Raw genomic sequence first — 20,568 nt, 5'->3', positions numbered from 1 at the left:
CTGTCTAATATGACTACAATAATTGCAGCATGCGTCAGACGCGTGCGATTTGGAAATATTTCTGCGGCAATGGAAGCTGTCTTTTATCTCAACTGCCGATTGACAAAACATGCGAAGTCGGTCCAGCTTATATACGTGCTTGTTCAGCAGGTGGGGATGTTTGGATGTTTCACGTTTACCGCGTCCTTTGGGCGCTGGCCGCACTTACATTGGTTGGGTTTGATGCCAACCTCTTTGCGCAGCAGGCCACTTCCAAGGCGCCTTACACGCCACCAGTCGCTAACCTTGAAATGCCGTCGGTGACGCCCGAGCAAGCCGAGCAATATCTCAACGCGCGCCAAATGCCGAAATCTGACGCTGTGCCGCCGCCGGTAGACCGAACAATGATGAGCAACCAGTCGCTAGTGAAGGTGAATGTCGAACCTGTTCTAGGCCACGACCTGCCGCAAGGCGATACCACCCCTTACGGCTTCAAGCGCGCCGACTTCGCTACAGCCAAGCCGGGCGCTGCCGACGCAGCTGACAAGCTTCGCAAGCAGGCGCTTGGATCCGGTGTGGCGGTTGGTTCGCGGCCGCCGGCCGCCGTTATTCAGGAACAGCCGCCGTTGATCGGGTCTCCCTAATTCGATTGCCATTGCCGCCGCGCCACCGGCGCGCCGCTTCGGACATTTTCCGCGTCCGTCTTTCTATTCTCCCAAACCGTTATCCTTTTTACGTTGGAGCCTTTCCGATGCGAACCTGCGTCTCCTTCCTCGCCAGAACTTCGCTTGCACTATTCCTGACGATGGTCTCCTTCGCTGGCGCAATGATGTCGGCGTCAACTCCTGTACACGCTGCACCAGGCGTCACGTCGCTTACTTGCACGCCGCCAGCCGCCGATCCCGAAATCGCCGAACTTGCTAGGGCGCTCAATTATAATATCTCGCAAATCTATGAGTACGTGTATTACAACATCGACTTCTCGCCGACCTTCGGCCTGAAGAAGGGGCCGCTTGGCACCTATCTCGATGGCCGCGGCAACAATGCCGACCAGAACATGTTGTTGGTCACTCTGCTCAGGCAGTCCTGCATCACCGCTAACTATCGCTATGGGGTCATCACCTTCCCCGCAACAGCGATCGCCAATCTGCTCGGTGTCGATAATGATGCTGCTCTGATCAGCCGCACGCTCGGTAACGGCGCAATCCCGGCCTGCATCCGGATGACGACGGGCGGCGCTTGCGTGACGACAGGTGCCGCTCCGGCGACCATCGATGTTCAGATGCTCTGGACCGAAGCGACTGTTGGGACTACCACATATGAGCTCGATCCATCCTTTAAGTCCTATCAAAACTACGCCCCGATCAATGTCGCGTCTGCTATGGGTTACGACAGGACGGCATTTCTGAGCGCAGCCTCGACCGGCTCGGCGGCGATCAGCGGGCTTCCGGCGGGCGTCACATCGATTCAGGGTTTGAGCAAGGCCAATATCGTCACGAAGCTCAACACCTATTCCGAGACGCTGGCCAACTACATACGCACGAACTATGCCTCGAGCTCGATGGCGCAGCTTTTTGGCGGGCGTACGATCACCAATACCGCCTATGGGACGGTTATGCCGGCAGCCGGCACCGTTTGCAGCGAAATCGGGAGCTGCACGACGACTGCCAATGCCTTGCGCACGGTCTTCACCGTCAATGTCGTCGATACGGGATCATCAGTTTCAAAAGTATCGGCGACGTATTTTGCGGATCAGATCGCCGGCAAGCGCATCACTTTGAATTATTCTTCCACTGCGCAAGCCACGTTGACGCTCAACGGCAACTCCATTTCGAACGGATCGAGCACAACATCGCCGACGCAAGTCGTTACCATGACGATGTCGGCTCCCTACAGCACGCTCTATAATACATATACCGTTCAATCGAACGTAAAAGTCGGCGGAACCTACTCAATCGTCATGGCCGCAGGCGAGACCGGCCGCGGTGCTCTGACCCGTCAACAACAGCAACTGGCCGAGGCCATCGCCTCGGGCGCCGCGGCCTCGGATGAGCGTGTCATCGGAGGAAATCTTGCTGTGGTAGCCTTCGGCTATCTCAGTCAGGTCAGCGAAGGTGATCGCGTCGCAGCCAACCTTATGAACATCATCGATGCACGGCATGCGGTGATGGGTGTCGTAGGCTACAATGGCGCTGCCTATGTCGATTTTCCAGCCCTGCTTTACGGCTTCTCCACGAAGACGGCGTCCGTGACTGCTGGGGATCAAATAGGCGCGTTCTTCGGCCGGCAGATTCGCAATGCAACGCTGGAATCAACCGTTGTCAAACAGATGCAGACGGTCGAGGCAGTGTCGACGCCGCGTATGTTTGATTATTCCAACGCCAGTAGCATCGGCTTCATCCAGGCGACGACCGCCAACTGGGCGACCGTCAAGCCGCTGCTGACCAATTGGGCTACCGCCGACCTCAACGATATGGAGAGTTTCCTGACGGCCGCCGGCGCTACGGGTCGTCAGGCGATCATCCCGCAAAACGGCGCGCGTGCCGTCGATCAATGGACCGGCAATGGCTACTATCTGCAGCAGACGCAGTCAGCTGGTGACATCAGCCTCGTCCTCGCGTCCAGAATTACCGGCGGATACAAGGGCGGATATGCGTCGGCTTTCACCACATTGCGCAATTATGGGACTTCGTTCGTTTCGACAGCGGGAAGTGCATATCAAGCGGTTCAGAGCATTGATCCGATTGATCTTCGAAGCGGCAATTTTCTGTACGACCATGATGACATCAGAGTTGGCTCAGCGAATTTCCCCTTCGGCCTGACGCTGCAGCGCAGCTACAATTCGGGCAATCGCTCGACGAAGACTGCCCTTGGCTACGGCTGGCGCCATAACTTCATGCTGTCGGCATTCCGTGACAGCGATGCCTATGAGGCTTTCGGCGATCACAACCCGCTAGCCGCCGTCACCTCGATCACTGCCGCCTATGTCATGAAGGATCTGGAAACATCCAGCACGTCACCGGCGATCATCAACACTGTTGCTGCTTCGCTGAGCGCCAGCTGGTTGATGGATCAGCTCGTCGGCAACGCAGTGACTGTGGAGACGAACGAAGGAACCAAGAAGTTCGCTCGTATCCCAACGGCGGCTGGTGGATCCACTTATGTCCCGCCTCCGGGTGATGGTTCGACGTTGACACTGCCCGCGACCGGCAATGCCGCCGTCATCACCGACAAGACCGGCATCGTCACAAGCTTCGATGCCGACGGGAATATCGCGTCCTGGAAGGACAAGAACAACAATACTATCAGCTTTACTTATTCGGGGACCGGTGCGGCCAAAACGCTTGCCACCGTCAGCAACGGCATGGGCCGAACCCTAACCCTTGCCTACAACGCTTCCAACCAGCTGACGGGTGTGTCTGATGGCACCCGCACCGTCAACTACACCTTTGACGCCGCCGGTAATCTTGCCAGCTTCAAGGACGCGATGACGGCAACGACGACCTACACGTATGCAACCCCCGGTCTGCTGATCAGGGCATATGACCCGGCCTTCCCGTCGGACGGTTCGTCGCGCGGTTTCATGACGAATACCTATAACGCCTTCGGCAAGGTCACGATTCAGGCCGATCCTTTTGGCAACCTCTGGTATTACATGTTCGCGAACGGCTGGCGCAGCCAGGAGGTCGATCCTCTGGGCAACACACGGGTGCTGTATTACGACCGCACCGGCAATCTAACCAATGACATAGATCAGACAGGCGGCCAATCCATCTATGCGTATGATGGCGTCGGCCGGCGGATCCAGGCGGTTAAACCGCTCGGCGACTACACGTCCTATGTCTACGATGCCAAGTCGAACGTCCTAACCCAGACGACGACGCCGATTGCAGGAGCGATCGACCCGCTGACCGGCACCGCCGCAGCGCCGATCACCGAAAGCTGGACCTATTCGGCGCTCTCGAAGCCGGCCACCCATACCGATCCGCTCGGTGGCGTCACCTCCTATAGCTACGATACCAATGGCAACGTGTTGACGGTGACGCAGCCGGCGGTTGCCAAGCCGGGCGTGACGGGAACGGTTCAGCCCGTGACCACAATCTCCTACAATGCACGCGGCTTGCCGCTGACAATCAAGGATCCTGAAAACCGGGTAACTGCGTTCAGCTATGATGCCACGACCTTCGACCTCCTGACCAAGGTGGAAGACTCCGGCAGCGGACGCCTCAACTTGACCACCACCTATACCTATGACGCTGTCGGGAATCAGCTGACGGTCAAGGATGCGAAGAACAATATCACCACCAACGCCTATGATGCCGAACGGCGTCTGATCCAGATCACACCGCCGGCGCCCTTTGCTGCCAGCGTGACGCAATATACCTACGACCTCAACGGCAACCGGACTGCGGTCAAGCAGGCGACCGGCGTCACCGCCACCCCCTGGTTGACGACGACCATCGGCTATAATGCGGCCAACAAGCCGACTGTCGTCACCAAGCCGGACGGTACCACGACGACGAACGCCTACGATGTTCTCAATCGGGTGTCGACGGTGACATCGTCCTCCGGCCGCCAGGTTTTGACGACCTACGATGCAGCATCTCGCATTACGCAGATCACTGATAAGGTGTTCGGCATTCTTGATGCTTCCATTACCTCGAACCTAGGGAGTGTCGTTCGCGAGACCCGCACCTATTATCCGGGCGGCCTGCTGGCGACACTGGCCGACGGAAAGAATAATACACTTACCTATTATTATGACGGCTTCGAGCGTCAGAAGCAGATCGTCTATCCCGATCATACCGCATCTGCGCCGGACTACGACCTCTTCGGCTTCGACAAAGCCGGCAACCAGCTGGTGTTCCAGCGCAGGGACGGCTCGCAGATCTGGTCGACTTATGATGCGCTCAACCGCGTCACCAGCAAAGCGCCGACCGGCCAGGCGACGATCTCCTATGGCTACGACTATTCCGGTCGGCTCCTGAATGCGACCAACGCGTCGACTACGATTGCCTCGGTTGCCTATGGCTATGACACGGCAGGCCGCATGAATGCGGAAGCCAGCGGCCTGTTCGGCACTAGCAGCTATACTCTCGACGCTAACGGCAATCGCACCAGCCTCACCTTGCCGTCCGCGGTCGGAACAGCCAATCTGCTGTCCTATGACTATGACAGCCTCAACCGGCTGGGCAACGTTTATAACGGCACACTCGCAGCCGCCAATCGCATCACTGGTTTCACCTATGATGTCGTCGCCAGACGCTCGGCGGCATCCTACGGGCCAAGCACGGCGCCGGTCGCCTCGACGACAACGACCTATACCAATGCCAGCCTGCCGGCCTCTATCACTCATAGCTGGAACGGCGCCACGCTGGGCCTGACCTATGCCTATAATGCCGATCAGCAGCGCAAGAGCACGACGGCCACTGATAACAGCTTCCTGCCGACCGGCCTTGCTGCCAGCACGAAAGCCTATACCAGCAATGTGCTCAACCAGTATTCGGCAATCTCCGGCACCGCGCACACCTACGACAAACGCGGCAACCTGACGTCGGATGGCATCTGGACCTACGGCTACAATACCGAGAATCAACTGATCTCGGTGGCAGCAAGCGGCCAGAGCATCTCCTTCACCTATGATGCCATCGGTCGGCGGTTGCTTAAGCAGGTAACAGTCGGCTCGACCACGACGACCACCGGCTGGCTGTCGGTGGGCGATCAGGAGATGGCGGAGTTTGCAGGCGTCGGCACCATCTTTGTGCAGAAGCGCTTCGTCTACGGCACGGGCATCGATGAACCCATTGCCAGCTTTGATCCAGCCAATGTTGCAACCTACAACTTCGCTGACGCGTTGGGTTCGGTAATTGCGCTGACCAATGCCTCCGGCCAGGTGACCGAAAAGCATGCCTATACCGCCTATGGTGTCGATAAGATTACCGGCACCAACACCGCATCTTATCGATTTGCAGGACGGCGGCTCGACCCTGAGACCGGGCTCTATTACAATCGTGCCCGCTATTATTCGCCCACCCTCGGACGCTTCCTTCAGACCGATCCCATCGGCACGAAGGACAATATCAACCTCTATGCATACACCGCCAATGATCCCGTCAATGCAACTGACCCGACAGGAAATTGGGGGAAATATGGGTCCGAGAGCTACGATGGCCTTGCAAGTGCAGCAAAGGCAATAGCGAAAGATCCTGTCGGCACCGCCGTTAATGCGGTGCTCGGCTATCCCAATCCCTCGATGGCCTCACTCTCAACAAGCTTCCTTGGTGTTGCAAGCACGGAGGGACGAGCACTGATGGCTGCAGAAGGGGCCACCACGGAAATAATGTTTGGCGCCAAAATGACCAGAGGTAGTGCGGGTCAGATTAACGTCAGCTTGACTCAATCTCAGGCCATTGAAAATTTGGCGGCAAACGGGTTTGCTAAGGCCCTTTCAAAAGATGGAACTGTCACTATCATGAGTAGTGGAGATAAAGTTTATAGATTTTATGCTCAGTCCACGGGTGGAGGTGTCGCGGGTGCGCCAACCGGCATTCCTTCTGCGTCTGTCTCGATTGGACGTGACATCATTACCAAGCTACGCTTCACAGGAGAGTGATGTGCCAGCAGAGAGAGAAATTGCGTCAGAAGCCGAAGTCCTGGAGCTAGTTGTTGCCGGTATAGATCTACCGCAATATATATTTTCCCGCAGGTTTAAGGGTTTTCTGTTTTTTGACGCGGATATTTGTACATCGGCCCCCTTGATCTCCGCTGTTCAGGCAGTGGCGAAAGTAAGTAATGGGCTACAGTCCACAGTTAAGGTATTTAACAGCGCAAATCGTCAACTATTGGGTTGTTTGAATTTAACCTGCGACTTGCCGGCAGAAATAAAAAAAATGAGTGAGGAAATGAACGCCTCGGGGTATCACGGTGGTCTAATTCTTGTAGAAGCGCAAAAAAGATGGGCTTTGTATCAAAAGCGGCCAGTCGATATGGGTGTCTTCGCCTTTGATGGTGATCAAGATTTGCGACCAATCTCTACAATTACTAATGACTATTTTGTCCGTCATCAGGATATTGCGCTCTGGCTCTCTGGCGAAACCCAGCGGGATATTGATTTAGTTGATGGATTTGGCCGTAACTTCTTGACTGAATTGATAAAAAACTATTCTTGAGTAGATACGTTAACGAGCCTCATTGGTGGAGTATGGGACTGTGAGGCGGGATGGAACGGAGTGTCGTCGTCATTGAATTTCAGCGGAGCCGTTGGTTTGAAGTATGCGTCCAGGAGAGTGAGCTTTGTCTATTGCTATGGTCACTTTTTGGGGAGCAGAGAAAGGCGGGCGTTTTAGCCCACCTAGCTCGGGCTTCCGCCCTCAGGTTGATCTTGGGGGAGTTCATAGATCATGCATGGTCGAGAGCGTTGATAATGAAGAGGTTTTTTCTTTTGAAATGGAGCACCGCGTTTTGTTGAAACTGATGTTTCCAGACCAATACCCTGATGCATTTGAGGTTGGCGACGCGGTCAGCTTCTACGAAGGTAGCAAGCTGATCGGTAGTGGCAGAATCATAGGTGATTGAGTGTGATGAGTATGCATGCCTTGGTCGTCGGAAAGCCAATCTACCACGTAGGGACAAGTCCCAGCGTGAGAAGTTCTCATAAACCCTGGGTAACTGCTATACTCATTGATTTATTTCTAGCCACGTTCCTGGCTCAAAAAAACTGTCAATGACATAATGTATGCCTGAAACTGTGGGGCGGCTGTCGTTCGTTCGCGGATATGTATCGGGGCGTTTATGTATCTTGTAGTCTCGTGGATGGCCGGATGCCGTCGAAATTCTCGTCTTTTCTCGCGGATGATGGCCGGAATTGCTCTTTGCTTTCTCGCCTCAGGCTGTACCTCAAACTCCGATGACGGGCCTTTGACGGAATGGCAAGGGAATGGTGGGGGCGCAAGATCAACGCGGACACAACCTTTTTCGCAACGCACCACGCTCGCAGCCTACTCCGCGCCAAATAATGACCAATCGCTCTATTACCCCGGTTCTGGGCAGATGGTCGGGCGAGGGACAACATCCGCACTTGATCCGGCACTCGCATCCGGTGCGCCGGTGACGCTCAATCTTGCCAACGCTTCCATAGAGGCGGCCGCCCGCGCTGTGATGGGCGATATTCTCAAACTGAACTATTCCGTTGCCCCCAATCTGCCCGGAACAGTGACAATCCAAACCTCGCGGCCGGTCTCCCGTGGAGAGTTGATCCGGCTGTTTCAGGATGCGTTGCAGGCTAATGGCGCCGCCATCATTAAAACCGGGCAGGTCTATCGCATTGATAACGCGCAGCAGGCTCGCAATGCTGTCTCGGGTATCGAAGTGGGGGGAGCAGGAACTGGGAGCGACCGTATCGGTGCCGGTGTGCGGATCGTGCCTCTTCGTTATGTCTCCGCTTCAGAAATGCAGCGTATTCTTGAGCCAATGGTTGGCAGGACCGTGGTCGTCGGCGCCGACGATACCCGCAACACGCTGACGCTGTCAGGCACCAGCCAGGAAATCTCGAGCGTCCTCGACACGATCTCCGTCTTCGACGTCGACGTGATGAAGGGCATGTCTTTCGCGGTCATTCCGGTGCGCTCTGCTCAGCCCGATGCTATTGCCGACGAATTGCGTAACGTCTTCGGCACCGGTGGCACCAAGGGCATGATTCGCTTCCTACCAAATAACAGATTGCGTTCGATCCTGATCGCTTCCCCGCAACGCGAGTACCTGACGCGTGCTGAAATGTGGGTCCGCCGTCTAGACTCGCGAGCGCAGGGACAAGAAAAGCAGCTCTACACCTATAAGGTCCAGAACCGCTCCGCCAAGGAACTTGTGACCATCGTCAACGACATGTTCTCCAATGGAAAGCAAAGTGCGGATCAGCCGCAGCGAAACGTAGCTCCGCGTTATCAGGACACGTCCGTGCAGTCGGCGAGTGCCGCTGGCAATGGCGGGGGAGGGACGCAACAAGGGGTGCCGGTGAGCGATCCAACCGGGCAAATTCCGGAGGATAGCGTGACTTTCGAACCAGGTGCTGGCAGCGGCAGCGCAAGAGATGCGCAAGTAAGTGGTGGCTCCGAACGCGTCCGTGTTGCGGCGGATGAGGGCAACAATTCTCTTCTGGTTCTTGCCGCATCTTCAGATTACCAGCGGGTACTTTCGATCATTCAAAACCTCGATGTCAGCCCGCGCCAGGTGTTGATCGAGGCGACGATTGCCGAGGTTTCCCTGACAGACGATCTGAAATTCGGCGTTCGCTGGTATCTGCAGCACAAGAACGCCGGCTATATGTTCACGGATCAAGCCTCGAAAGCCTTCGATTCCACGTTCCCAGGTTTTTCTTACGCGCTAGGATTGGCCAACACGCAAGTGACGCTGGATGCCTTGAACAAGGTCAGTCATGTAAACATCGTTTCGGCACCGTCGCTGATGGTGCTCGACAACAAGACCGCAACGCTGCAGGTGGGCGATCAAGTTCCGATCGTGACGCAGTCGGCCACAAGCGTGCAGGATCCGGGCGCACCGATCGTCAACTCGGTCAATTATCGCGACACCGGCGTTATCATGCAGATCACGCCGCGCATCAACGACAGCGGTCGTGTGTTGCTCGATATTTCTCAGGAAGTTTCCAGTGTCTCCGGCACGACGTCCTCCGGCATTGACTCGCCGACGATCAAACAGCGCAAGGTCAAAACGACGGTTATGGTTTCCGACGGCCAGGTCCTGACGCTGGGCGGTATCATCCAGAACCAGAACAGCAGGGATTCGACCAAAGTACCTATCCTGGGCGACATCCCGCTGATCGGCAATGCTTTCAAATCCAAGGGAAATTCGATCGGCAGGACCGAGCTGATCGTTCTTCTCACGCCGCGTGTTGTTTACGATGCGCGCGATGCACAGGACGCTACCCAGGAGTATAGAAACCGGCTTGGCTTTGGTACCGGCCGTCCGATGGGCAGAGTGAGAAGGGATGCTCCGATTGGACAAACGGCGCAGCGTCTCTTTGAATAGAGCCGTCTCCGCTTCATCTATTGCGCGGCCGGAGTCTGTGTCGGATAAAGCTCTAGTTCGACGCGCCTGTCATTTGCTTCCAGGGCGATCTTGCCGCTTTCGACGGACGCAAGTCGCCAACCATCAATCATGTCCCCTTCATTGAACCAAAGGGCATTCGTCTCAGTGCGACGGCGAAGTAGGGCGCGGTGGTGTCCATCATCGATGAATATGCCCGCTAAGACATAATCCGGGGGCGTCAGATCGGGCACTGTTGGAGCCTCGATAGGAGCAATGGGAGCTGCGGCCGGTGGCTGATACGGACGCCGAGACGAGGAAAAGAGCGGCCGCGTAAGGGCTTCACTCTCCCTCTGTTCTGGCGGGATAGCAGTCGGTGCATCTCGAGGGATGGTATTTGGAAACAGCCGCGGCAGATCTCGTTGAGATGGCGCAATCATCATCGGCATTGTTGCCTGCCGCCAACCGGTAAACGCGAGCAAGCCATTTACCAGGAGAAGCAGCCCCGTCCCAATGACAAGGATCGGCGCCGGCCTAGCGCGTGGCATCGACATTTTGCACCGCTCCTAGGACTTCGATTTGAACATTGAGAATTGGTTGCTGCTCAGCTGCATCACCAGCGGCCGAAGCAGGCGCTCGGATCGTCAGGCTTTTCACGAACAGCACCGGCGCAATGCCTCGTTGCAGGCTATCGAGTGTCTGATGGATGGAAGCGATGGCCCCGCTGACATCCATCTGCGCACCAAGATATCGAACCGCGTTCTCCGTGCGTGGTTCAAGTGCGGCGATCGAACGGATCTGTAGTCCGGAGTTCTCTCCGACTTGCTTGAGGCGCGCCTGTAGAGCAGCGCTTGCCGCTCCTTCGTTCTCTCCACTCAAGAAGATCGAGGCATTACGTTCATCGCGCGCTCGGCCAAACAAAGCACGAACCGCGGATTCCTCGCCGGCCATCGCCTGATATCGCGCCAGTTCACCGGAGCGGTCGCTCAGTCGCGTGGCCTGTTCAGTCAAAATCGTACCGATCGGCTGCACGACGATCATATAAATACAGAGCAGCATGAAGACATTGAAGGCCAGGAATAGAGCAGATCCAGCGTGATTTCTTATCCAAGCCACGTTCATTTGACACTCCCGGCTTTTTTGAAGTCGCCGGAAATGCGCGCGCTGATCGCAAACCGCTCGAGTTGGGTCCCGCCCTGCGCTACGATCGGTGAGCTTAACGTCACATCGGCAAGACGCGTTGACCGGCCGATCAGCGGGATCAATGCCGCGGCATTGTCCGAATAACCCGCCATGGAGACATGGCCATCCCGCACACTGAATTCGGTCAGCCAACTACTGTCGGGCAGTATTCGGCTAGCCTCTTCCCACACCTCCAACGCGCTCGGCGCCGATCTGCGATCAAACATCGTTTGAACCGCAGCCTGGGTGGATGCGATTTCGTCCAGCATTTTGCGCACGGCCAATGCCTTCGCCCGCGCCCGCGGTAATTCGCTCTCGATTTCATCTAGGGCTGCCTGCTGCCGCCACCAAACGATACCAGCGTCAATTGCGGCGAATCCGAAACCGAGGATGACCAGCAGGACCATAAGTCTTCGCCATCCATATCCTTGTTGGGAGCGCGCCTCTGCAAGATGAATGACAGCATCGCCTGAAACTGCGTCGGGTGTCGTCACGAACTGAACCTTATCCAGATCCAGACCAAGTTGCCGGCATCGTTCGGCAGCAAGATCGCGCCGGATGATGCGTTGGCGCACAAGCCGCTTCGTCCGATCGCCAGGATGGGCCGAAAGTATCATTCTCATATAAATCTGCTCAGGTCTGAACGGCGTTCGGCGGGCCATTTCCTGAGCGGTGATGATCCGCAGATTGGCGATCGCTTCTCTCGGGATTTCAATCGATCGCTCGAAAACAGCACCGTCTGGCATGACGATCCCAATCGGCATTTTGTCGATGTCAAATCCAGCTCCAGCCAGCGCGGCCTTTGCAGGCTCGATTGTATGATCCGTCTGAGGTGTACGGTTGCTATGCACAACCTGTCCCAAGCGAGTGACGATCCGCAGTTCAATGTCGTCGCCTGTCTCTGACGTCCCGATCAAAAGCCATCTCTCGCCACCGCCAAGAAGCCATTGCGCCCAGCGACCGGCAAGTAGCTTGCGTGCCTCTCCCAACCACCACTCACCGACACGCTGAACGATCCGGTGCGTACCGTCGGTGAGGCTTTGCCCTGAAACGTTATTAGGGCGCGCTGTGTTTTTTGTGCTGAATGTCATAGCGATTGGCCTGCGCATTCCGGATAAAGACGCATTGTCTCCCCTCCTCGAGACGTCGCGTGCATGGCAGCAGACAACACGTCGCGATAACGGCTGCGTCCGCGACGCCACTCGGCTGTTCTTATGGGGTTGGCCCCACCAACGATATCTATATTCGCCTCCCGAACAAAATAACCGCCATCCCGCATAAGGGTTTCCGCATGAATGAGGTAGCTGCCGCCTACCATGCCGGGGCCGGTATCCAGGCGTGGCCAAATCGTGCCAGGTGCTGGCTTCGAGGTGGCGCCTTCAGATGCGATATATGGCCCTCTTAAAGTCGGTGCATCCGAAAGCATCGTCATCAATGCAGTAGAGGCAAAGGCAGGATCGACGTCGGGGCGATGAGAATAAATCGTCACATAAGGCAGCATTGCTTCAAACAAATCGCGTTTCATTCCCCGGACCTGATCCAGTTCCAATATCGATTCGAAAGGCGCATGCTTCGGCGGCACCACGCCAGCGCCTCCATCTTCCAACAGTTGCTCATCGATCGAGCCAATGCGGATACGGGCGAATTGACCGATCGCGCCCGAAATTTCCTCCGCCTCCTGGTTGGAGGCGCCAATTCCGCGAAGTAGCTTTGTGAGGGTCTCGGGCGTGGCGGCATTTAGATCAACTTTGCCTGTTTCGTTTTCAACGGCAACCGCAACTAAGGCTTCGTTCGATATCGAACACAGAATTGCTGCTTCATTCCTGGGTGCGCCATTCGCGCTTTGCGTGCCACCACGCGGTGTCGGGAGCATAGCCAGCTTGACCAAGGCAACCGTCGCATCCGCCAGCCCCTCGGCCTTGGTATTGTCCACAATATTGCTGACGGTCTGAACTTTAAGCCGCGTCGTCCAGACCACGCTGAATGTCAACAGGGAAATTAAACCAATTACCCACAGAACTACTATCAGGGCGAAACCGCATTCTGATTGAGATGGAGAATTCCCAAGATTACCTGGGCCGGTCATATGAAATCTCGGATCGTGACACGGCTGTTGCCACTGCGATACCAAACTTCTGGATAGTCCTTGATTTCGGCACCCGTTGGCATCAACAAACTTGGCGGTAAAACCGGTACGCCCATCGTAGGCGATTCCAACTACCCACCGGAGATGAGGAAGCATATTAGATGCGATCAAGCGTGTTGCGAAAACGGCACGTCCATTTCAGATTCTTCGCTAAAATAGGCTGCTCACCATCCCAGCATTGGTCAATTTATCTCTGACTTAAACAATAATTTCAAGACTTCCTGAAAATAAGATCCCGAATATCTCATTTGGCGTAGCTAGGCAGAACGAGAATTGAAGAGGCCGGTGCAGAAACAGTTCCACTGGCATCGTCGTGTCTGGATAGTGCTCGCTTGGCAATGTGCTTTTGGAAGATGCTGAGCTTTGCGGGTCGGGTGCAGTCAACTTAACGGAACGTGGAACTCGCTGTGTGATGACAGGCCGCGACATACCCTGACCCACTGTACCGCTGCCATTGCTTTCCCGCTGAGATCATTGCCCACGCCGTGTGGCTTTATTTCCGCTTCCCTCACGACCGGATCGAAGTCCTTCTTGAACGAGGAACCGTACAACAAAGCGCTTTCAACCGCCCGTGAGTTCCATAAATCGCATTATCTGCTTTTTGCTAACATATTGATTTATAATATATTTATGATCATTTCTGAAAACCTGCGTTCGGCTAAATAGCATAAAGCCCAAGCTTTTTTGCAAGGGCTCTGGACAAAGAACTTATAATATCGGCTCATTCACTACTACATCCGCAATTCCAGCCCGTTTGCCGCAATGAGGCGCAGCGCGATCCATACCCGCCCGGCAACCATCAAGCCGAGGTCGGCACCAACGCCGACCTCGAGAATTGCAAGGCTTTGGAATTGAATAATGAAGGTGCGGATATCCGATTGACAAAAAGGGATATCTACCGGTGACTATTCAGCCCTTGCTCAGAAGACATCATCCTTCTCTTGGATCCGCGCGACAGACAGCAAATCGCACCGCCATCAGAACGTCCGGCCGACACAAGAAGGCTTTCCGGCAAGGCTATCCCACGTCACTTGTTGAGCGCATCTTTCAGAGCGGTAGCGTCGGATTAACGTCTCTGTGGTGAACGGGTTGTTATTGGTGGCAATGACCGAAATCTCTCCTGCTCATTTCAGACGCCACCGTTTTCCCGCCGAGATCATCGCCTATGCGGTCTGGCTCTATTACCGGTTTCCACTCAGCTTTCGAGACGTCGAAGATCTGCTGGCCGAGCGCGGCATTGAGGTCTCGTTTCAGACCGTCTCGGAGTGGGCTGCGAAGTTCGGCCTCAAATTCGCTCATCAGCTTCGTCGACGGTCCCGCGGTCAATTTGCTGATAAATGGCAGCTCGACGAAATGGTGGTGACGATCAAGGGGAAGAAATTCTGGCTGTGGCGGGCAGTCGATGCAAACGGTTACGTCCTCGACGCCCTGCTGCAAAGCCGGAGAAACAAGCGAGCCGCCCTCCGGCTGATGCGCAAACTGCTCAAGGGTCAGGGTACCACCCCACGGGTTATGATCACCGACAAGCTGCGGTCCTACTCTGCCGCCAAGTCCGAATTGATGCCGGGCGTCGAGCATCGGTCACATAAGGGCATCAACAACCGCGCCGAGAATTCACATCTTCCCGTGCGACGACGGGAACGGCGCATGATGCGCTTCAAGTCGGCGCGGCAATGCCAGCGTTTCATTTCAACCCACGGCCAGATCGCCAATCTCTTTCTTCTTCACCGCAAACACCTGACCGCAGCAGATCACCGCCAGCTTCGCTCCAACGCCAACGCAACATGGCGGCAGATCACTATGTTAATCAACGCGTGAAGGCTGACACGATGCCAGACGCGCACCCTGTCCCAGCTTAAGGCGACGCCCCCCATTCAGGCTCTGATGCTGGCAACGTGATCTCGACAAATCCGCCGCGGCTGCGATCACCCCAGCTTCCTGCCATCTCCGTCGGACTACGACGATTGAGGACATAAACGTATTCCCGTGACCTCTTCCCGCCCAATGATGCGGTCTCTTTCCAGAGCAATTGCTCGTAACCACTGACATGCCCTTTGACCACGTTGGCTGCTCCTGAGCCTTTCCAGTGGATAACGGCTTCGAAATTATGATGATCCGTGCGCGTGAAATGATCGACGTTGAATGAGAGGATCTTCTTTCTCAATCGAACTGAGCCCGAAAAGCCATCTTTGAGCTGATCGACAAGCCTCTCGTTTTCCATCTCGGCGTCGCTTGATGCTAGTGTTCCGATCGGCGGCTCCATGTTCGTAGTAAGCGCCTTGGTGAACATAGCGTCAGCGTTCTTGCACATATCGAGCGGGATTTTTCCCCGTTGCAGAATAACGTCCAACTGCTTTCGCGCTTCTGCTTCTGCCGCGGTTCGCATCTCGCCTGACAGTCGATAGCGCGAGCCGTAATTCAGAACCCCGACCCCGATGCGATTTTCCCATTGGCGGCGAGGGCGATGACGTTGGATGTCACATCTTTGGACCAGGATCAGGTTTGCAGCATAGAAGCCAAATTGAATAGCAGCGTCGATCGGACCGCTTCGGTTGGTGCTCGGATCGCTGTCAAACAAATAAGTGGGGGAGATTTCAGTCGCATGGGCGGGAACAAAGAGCAGAGAAAGCAAGCAGCCGCTTATGATGAAAAGTTTAAACAAGAGCGCCTCCGATACCGAAATCGTGTATGAGCAAGCAGGGTCTTTGCGTCCCACTAGAGAAAACATCGTCGATCCATGGAAAGTCTTCGAAAGGCAGGTTCGCGTCAATCACCGTTCGGCAGCTGTGTGATTTTGCATCGACAAGTGACCCCGTTAACAACTGGAATTACAAAGAGTTATTGTAGATCTCGGCGCCGAGACCCGTGATGATTTACACACTGACGCGTCAAGTTACCCCAATTACGCGCTCTGTGGATTCTAAGCGTCGGCTTTAAGGCGCGGCAATCAAAAGTCGGCATACCGCTTCCGATCCCAAATCGGTCATTTCACTGAGGTCAAGCTGATGTATGCTATCGGAAAAATTGAGGCGGAGGACCTCTTGCAATGACAGGGTCTCCGGGTCGAACCTGTTCAAGACCATAAATTAAAGATGTGCAGGTGATGTGATCTACCCTCGAAGCCCGGGATAGCAGAAAGCCACGAGTCATTGGGCAGCGCCTGATTCAGGCGGCGTCTGCTGCAGCGAAATGAGCCATCTGGTCGTTGTATGCTTTCACAAAGGCCGGTCTGGCCACCAGGCGCTTGACGTAACCGCGGCAAGCCAGATGATTTGCGAGCCCGTCGAACCGCTCGACCTGTCGCATCACATCTGCCATTAGCAGGTCGGCCACAGAAAATCGGTCACCGACCAGCCATTCGCGCCCGGCCAGTACTGTTTCCATTCGATCGAGTCTCGACTTTAGGAAGTCGTCGACGAACTTCGCCTCGGGCGCTTCGCCGGGAAAGCCCATGAACCGGAACAGCGCCCACGGCTGGCTCGGCAGGTCGACCGAGTTGAGCGCGGCGATAACCCACTCCAAAACCTCGGCTCGTCCGCGAGGATCGGTGGGCATGAGCGCCGGACTCTTCTCGGCGAGGTGCAGCAGGATCGCACCGCTTTCGAAAATAGTAAGGTCTCCGTCGGTCAGCCACGGGATCTGGCCGAACGGTTGTGCTGCGAAATGGGCAGGGCCACGGTCTCGAAACGGCGTGCTCTCCACCCGATAGGGTAACCTAGCCTCTTCCAGCGCCCATCTTACCCGCAGGTCGCGCACGAGGCCGCGCGGCAGTTTGGGAACCCAGTCGTATGTTGTCAGTATCAGGTCGGTCATTGATCAACTCCAAGGAAGACGGGAAGCTTGTCGAGAAGGCCACACCAGCCGTTTTCGTGACTTGTGCGGGCTTCTTCGTCGGGCAGATGCTCATGGGTGAGGGTCAGCACGGTTCCTGCGTCGAACGGTTCAAGCCGGAATGTCACCAGCGATTTCGGATCGGAGGTTCCGGGCAAGTCCCAGGTGAAGACGAGCAGTTTCTCGGGAATGACTTCTTGATAGATTCCGGTCGGGTTGTGTTCGCCGCCGTTGAGCAGCCGGAACACGACGCTGAAGCGGCCACCCGGACGGACGTCGGCGACCACGCTAAGGGTCGGTCCCGCATCAGGACCCCACCACTGTATCATCAGTTCAGGCTGTGTAATGGCCGCCCAGACCTTTGCGGGGTGGGCCTTGATTCGACGCACGATCGTCACGCTCGGAAGGCGGTCGGTCATTTCGTATCATCCTCTTCCAAGAGCGTGGTGAGTCGATCAAGGCTAACGGTCCAGAAGCGCTCATAGCGGTTGAGCCAGGCCATGGCTTCTTGCATCGGCGCGGCCGAGAGATTTACAGCGACGGTGCGGCCGGTCTTGGTCCGTGTGATCAATCCAGCATCGGACATCACGTCCAAATGCTTCGTCATGCCGGGTAGCTTCAGCGAAAATGATTGGGCGAGCTCACTGACCGAAAGTCCGGGCTGATCCATCAAGCGCTGCAGGACGCCACGCCGGGTTGGATCGGACAGAGCCCAAAACGTGCGGTCCATGGATGATGTTTGATGCTTCGCCATGTAGCGAAGTATTTATCGTTCGTGATGGCGATGTCAACCAGCAAGACGGTCTCCGTCGAATTCACCAAAGGCATCTTGACGTCATATAGCGCAAAGAACTCGAGCGAATTCGTGGGCATCCTTGCTATTCCGTCTGTGGTGCTAACGACGGCCACATTGATCGAAAAGGTGGCGTCGCCTTCTGTGGTTGCCGCCCGTTTTGCAAGAAGTTTCTGAGCTTTTGAACATGTGATCGAGTGCGGTCTTCTGTCAGGCCTTTGATTGCGGTGCTTTCAAAAGCCGCTGGCCGGTGTGGTGATCTGCGGATTGGGTCCAAATCTTAACTCCGAGCTTTGATGCTCAAAGGCGACGGCTGGTTTTCCCTACCCGGATCGGTTCGATCATACGCCCATTCAGGTCATCGACTTCTCACACCCCTCTTTACCGGCGATAGCCTCAGGTGATCAGCGTCAAATCACGCCGCCACGGCCATTGCCGGATCTCTATAATCTTCCTGCTTCGTGAGCATGGCCCAGATTTTCCGGGCCATCTTGTTCGCCAGAGCGATCGCGACCAACATTCGTGGCTTCTTCGCCAGCATTCGTGCCAGCCACGCCCCCCTGCAACGGAGGCTTTCGGCTGGCCCAGTTCACGCAGGCCATCGCGCCAATGATGAGCAGCCTGCGAATGTCAGCCTGCCCCGCCTTTGATACTCGGCCTAACCGTTCCTTGCCGCCGGATGAAAACTGCCGTGGAACAAGTCCGAGCCGGGCAGCAAAATCACGGCCGCCCCGGAAAGTGTCCATGTCGGGCGCAAAAGCCTCGATTGCCATTGCTGTCATCGGTCCCACACCTGGCATCGTCTGAAGCCGCCGCGCGGTGTCACTTTCCTTGGAAAGGTTCGAGAGCTACTTGGTCTTCTGCTCGATCCGGGCAGTCTTTTCGCCAATGTGCGCCAGTAGATCGCGACACTCATCCCTCACAAGTTCAGGCAGATCGAGATCCATGTCTTCGATAATCGTCTCGAGGCGTTTGATGTGGCCGATCCCGAGCGGGGCAACGTGTCCATACTCGTAGAGCACCGCACGCAGCGCATTCACCAGTTCTGTACGCTGATGGACGATGCGTTCCCGTGCCCGGAAGAGAACCCCCTTCGCTTGCTGATCCAAGGTTTTGGGTTCTACGAACCGCATTTCGGGGCGCTGCGCTGCGGTGACAATCGCTTCGGCATCAGCCGCATCGTTCTTTTGGCGCTTGACGAAAGGGCGCACATACTGCGGTGCAATCAGCTTGACCTCATGGCCGAGCTTGACCAGTTTGCGCGCCCAATAGTGAGCGCTACCGCAGGCTTCCATCACAACAACAGCGGCAGGCTGGCTCTCCATGAAGCGCAGAAACTGCCTTCGCGACACCTTCTTGCGATACAGCACCCGACCCGTCATCAATGCCCCGTGAAGCTGGATAACATTCTTTGCCAGATCCACTCCAATCATCGTATCCTTCATCTGCCATCCTCTCCGTTTCGTGGCATGCCCAGACCACATCTTGGCACATCAAGATGTCGTTAGGGGAGGACGGCAACCACCCCATCTTAACTGTAGGGAACCAGCGTTGAGGACGTGCGCCGTGTTTCAGGTAGCAATCGCGCCAGCGGTTTCACGCCAGATCGAGATGGCGTGAGTACGAAGCTGGTGATGGTCGGTGGCGGACAAGCATTTCCTGTGAAGAAGAAAGAGATTGGCGATCTGGCCGTGAGTTGAGACGAAATGCTGGCACTGTCGTGCGGACTTGAACCGCATCATACGTCGCTCTCGCCGCTCTCGTCGTCGCACAGCAAGATGAGAATTCTCAGCTCGGTTGTTCAATCCCTTGTGCGATCGGTGCTCGACGCCCGGCATCAACTCCGCCTTTGCGGCCGAATAGGAACGCAGCTTGTCAGTGACCATCACGCGTGGGGCGGTAACCTGCCTCTTGAGCAGTTTGCGCATCAAACGCAGTGCGGCTGCCTTGTTCCTTCGGCTTTGCAGCAGGGCGTCGAGGACGTAACCGTTTGCATCGACGGCACGCCACAGCCAGTATTTCTTTCCCTTAATGGTCACCACCATCTCATCGAGCTGCCACTTGTCGGCAAATTGGCCGCGTGAGCGCCGTCTGAGCTGATGAGCAAACTTCAGGCCGAATTTCGCCGCCCATTCCGAGACCGTCTGGAATGAAACGTTGATGCCGCGCTCAGCCAACAGATCCTCGACGTCGCGAAAGCTGAGCGGGAACCGATAATAGAGCCATACGGCATGGGCAATGATCTCAGCGGGAAAGCGGTGGCGTCTGAAGTGAACATGAGCAGCTTCGGTCATGACAATCCGAATACCAAGTCAATTCCAACTAGGCGGTTAAGGCGACGCCACCGTTTCTTTCACGCAAATTCCACAGGTGCAAAACTCGCAGATCCTCAGTATTGAAAATTGCGGTCTTTCGGAGGATGATCGGGCATTGTTACATTCGCTACACGACGCTCTCGCTATCATCTATTGTCCACAAAGCGTTCGCTGCTAGCGGAAGACGCCAAGCGCAGCCATCTGGCTGACGATCAGAACTGAGGACTTGCCCCATGCTGTTTCCGGCCGTCTTAAAGTCAATCGTGCGAACAGGCAGCCTGCGG

The 20,568-nt window shown here is 55.9% G+C and carries 15 protein-coding genes and 2 pseudogenes; 8 read left to right on the top strand and 9 right to left on the bottom strand.

The window, feature by feature from the left end; all coding sequences use genetic code 11:
- Positions 1-164: 164 nt before the first annotated feature.
- The 5 genes from AB8B29_RS33185 to gspD all read left to right on the top strand — a co-directional run bounded on the left by AB8B29_RS33185 (position 165) and on the right by gspD (position 10,020).
- A complete protein-coding gene (locus AB8B29_RS33185; protein WP_113118836.1) occupies positions 165-623 on the top strand; it encodes a hypothetical protein in 459 nt (152 codons plus the stop codon).
- Between the two features lie 107 nt (positions 624-730).
- Entirely contained in the window at positions 731-6,592 is a 5,862-nt protein-coding gene (locus AB8B29_RS33180) for an RHS repeat-associated core domain-containing protein (protein WP_113118837.1), read from the top strand.
- 1 nt (position 6,593) lies between these two features.
- Positions 6,594-7,148 carry a hypothetical protein gene (locus AB8B29_RS33175; protein WP_113118838.1) on the top strand — a complete coding sequence of 185 codons (555 nt, stop codon included), beginning with the start codon at positions 6,594-6,596 and terminating at the stop codon, positions 7,146-7,148.
- A gap of 124 nt (positions 7,149-7,272) precedes the next feature.
- Entirely contained in the window at positions 7,273-7,554 is a 282-nt protein-coding gene (locus tag AB8B29_RS33170; RefSeq protein ID WP_162740599.1) for a hypothetical protein, read from the top strand.
- 216 nt (positions 7,555-7,770) lie between these two features.
- Entirely contained in the window at positions 7,771-10,020 is a 2,250-nt protein-coding gene (gene gspD, locus AB8B29_RS33165; protein WP_113118839.1) for a type II secretion system secretin GspD, read from the top strand.
- A gap of 531 nt (positions 10,021-10,551) precedes the next feature.
- Here the strand turns inward: gspD and gspM are convergent.
- Genes gspM through AB8B29_RS33150 form a run of 3 tightly spaced genes read right to left on the bottom strand, consistent with a single transcriptional unit; the run spans position 10,552 to position 13,285 of the window.
- Entirely contained in the window at positions 10,552-11,139 is a 588-nt protein-coding gene (gene gspM, locus AB8B29_RS33160; RefSeq protein ID WP_113118841.1) for a type II secretion system protein GspM, read from the bottom strand.
- Positions 11,136-12,290, bottom strand: a complete 1,155-nt coding sequence (locus AB8B29_RS33155; RefSeq protein ID WP_162740600.1) for a PilN domain-containing protein — start codon at positions 12,288-12,290, stop codon at positions 11,136-11,138. Before AB8B29_RS33155 ends, gspM begins: the two co-directional genes overlap by 4 nt.
- A complete protein-coding gene (locus AB8B29_RS33150) occupies positions 12,287-13,285 on the bottom strand; it encodes a type II secretion system protein GspK (RefSeq protein WP_162740601.1) in 999 nt (332 codons plus the stop codon). The genes AB8B29_RS33155 and AB8B29_RS33150 overlap by 4 nt, the downstream gene beginning before the upstream one ends.
- A 500-nt stretch (positions 13,286-13,785) precedes the next feature.
- On the opposite strand from AB8B29_RS33150, the pseudogene AB8B29_RS33145 reads away from it, so the two are divergent.
- Positions 13,786-13,887 (top strand): annotated as a pseudogene (locus AB8B29_RS33145) (IS6 family transposase); the annotation flags it as partial.
- Positions 13,888-14,449: 562 nt separating this feature from the next.
- Positions 14,450-15,163, top strand: a complete 714-nt coding sequence (locus AB8B29_RS33140; protein ID WP_439007021.1) for an IS6 family transposase — start codon at positions 14,450-14,452, stop codon at positions 15,161-15,163.
- A gap of 37 nt (positions 15,164-15,200) precedes the next feature.
- On the opposite strand, the gene AB8B29_RS33135 is transcribed toward AB8B29_RS33140, so the two are convergent.
- The 4 genes from AB8B29_RS33135 to AB8B29_RS33120 all read right to left on the bottom strand — a co-directional run bounded on the left by AB8B29_RS33135 (position 15,201) and on the right by AB8B29_RS33120 (position 17,906).
- Positions 15,201-16,007, bottom strand: a complete 807-nt coding sequence (locus AB8B29_RS33135; protein WP_173412172.1) for a hypothetical protein — start codon at positions 16,005-16,007, stop codon at positions 15,201-15,203.
- Between the two features lie 503 nt (positions 16,008-16,510).
- The gene (locus AB8B29_RS33130; protein ID WP_113119382.1) at positions 16,511-17,158 is read right to left on the bottom strand and encodes a glutathione S-transferase family protein; all 648 of its coding nucleotides are present in this window, start codon (positions 17,156-17,158) and stop codon (positions 16,511-16,513) included.
- Positions 17,155-17,595: an SRPBCC family protein gene (locus tag AB8B29_RS33125; RefSeq protein ID WP_173412838.1), complete on the bottom strand. Its 441-nt coding sequence runs from the start codon at positions 17,593-17,595 to the stop codon at positions 17,155-17,157. Before AB8B29_RS33125 ends, AB8B29_RS33130 begins: the two co-directional genes overlap by 4 nt.
- The gene (locus tag AB8B29_RS33120; RefSeq protein ID WP_439007020.1) at positions 17,592-17,906 is read right to left on the bottom strand and encodes an ArsR/SmtB family transcription factor; all 315 of its coding nucleotides are present in this window, start codon (positions 17,904-17,906) and stop codon (positions 17,592-17,594) included. Before AB8B29_RS33120 ends, AB8B29_RS33125 begins: the two co-directional genes overlap by 4 nt.
- A gap of 12 nt (positions 17,907-17,918) precedes the next feature.
- Between AB8B29_RS33120 and AB8B29_RS33115 the strand changes: the two genes are divergently transcribed.
- Positions 17,919-18,146, top strand: coding sequence for a hypothetical protein (locus AB8B29_RS33115; RefSeq protein WP_162740654.1), 228 nt, complete (start codon positions 17,919-17,921; stop codon positions 18,144-18,146).
- Between the two features lie 238 nt (positions 18,147-18,384).
- Here the strand turns inward: AB8B29_RS33115 and AB8B29_RS33110 are convergent.
- Positions 18,385-19,414 (bottom strand): annotated as a pseudogene (locus AB8B29_RS33110) (IS110 family transposase).
- 126 nt (positions 19,415-19,540) lie between these two features.
- Complete coding sequence (locus AB8B29_RS33105; protein ID WP_113119386.1) at positions 19,541-20,263, bottom strand: IS6 family transposase; 723 nt, start codon at positions 20,261-20,263, stop codon at positions 19,541-19,543.
- Positions 20,264-20,568 lie beyond the last annotated feature (305 nt).

It is taken from the genome of Rhizobium sp. 11_C7_N12_5 (genome assembly GCF_051811145.1).
In the GTDB taxonomy this organism is placed as follows: domain Bacteria; phylum Pseudomonadota; class Alphaproteobacteria; order Rhizobiales; family Rhizobiaceae; genus Rhizobium; species Rhizobium lusitanum.
The sequence above is the reverse complement of the archived record's forward strand: the minus strand, read 5'-3'. Positions and strand labels throughout refer to the sequence as shown.